Raw genomic sequence first — 589 nt, forward strand, 5'->3', positions numbered from 1 at the left:
GAGGGGCACGTCGGCGGTGATGATCGTGATCGGGCCGGTGTACTCGGCCCGGCGCAACTGCTCAGCGGTCCGGGCGGCGGCCAGGCCGCCGCCGACGATCACGATTCCGTTGTTGCTACCGTCCGTGGTGGTCACGTGGTCGTTCATAGCACGGTAGACAATCAGTACTTCAACGCGCCCTTGTCGACGTGGATCTGCTGGCCGGACAGCGTGCCCGACCCGTCACCGGCCAGCCAGACCACAACATCGGACACCTCTTCGGGCGACATAAAACCCTTGTACTGCATCGGCATTGGCGGGAAGCTGTGCACGAAGCGAGGATGCTTGGCGAAAATCTCCATCATCGCCTCCGGCTCGATCATCGGCGTATCAACCGAGTAGGGATGGATCGAGTTGACCCGGATGCCGTACTCGCCGAGCTCGATGGCCAGCGTGTTGGTCAGCGCGGTGAGTCCGTATTTGCTGGCGGCGTAGTGGCCGTTGCCCGGCGTGGCTTTCAGCCCGGCCGAGGAGCTGACCACCACGATCGAGCCGCCGTTACCGGCTTCGATCATCGCCGGGATCGTCGCCCGCAGGGTCCGCCAGGTGC

1 protein-coding gene and 1 pseudogene are annotated in these 589 nt (G+C 64.5%); both read right to left on the reverse strand.

Annotation, left to right across the window (positions count from 1 at the left end; all coding sequences use genetic code 11):
• A pseudogene (locus tag A9X01_RS31230) lies at positions 1-147 on the reverse strand (FAD-dependent oxidoreductase); the annotation flags it as partial.
• Positions 148-161: 14 nt separating this feature from the next.
• On the reverse strand, positions 162-589 hold a 428-nt coding region (locus tag A9X01_RS08400), incomplete at its 5' end, for an SDR family oxidoreductase (RefSeq protein ID WP_155771992.1).

Source organism: Mycobacterium asiaticum (genome assembly GCF_001668675.1).
Lineage (GTDB): Bacteria > Actinomycetota > Actinomycetes > Mycobacteriales > Mycobacteriaceae > Mycobacterium > Mycobacterium asiaticum_D.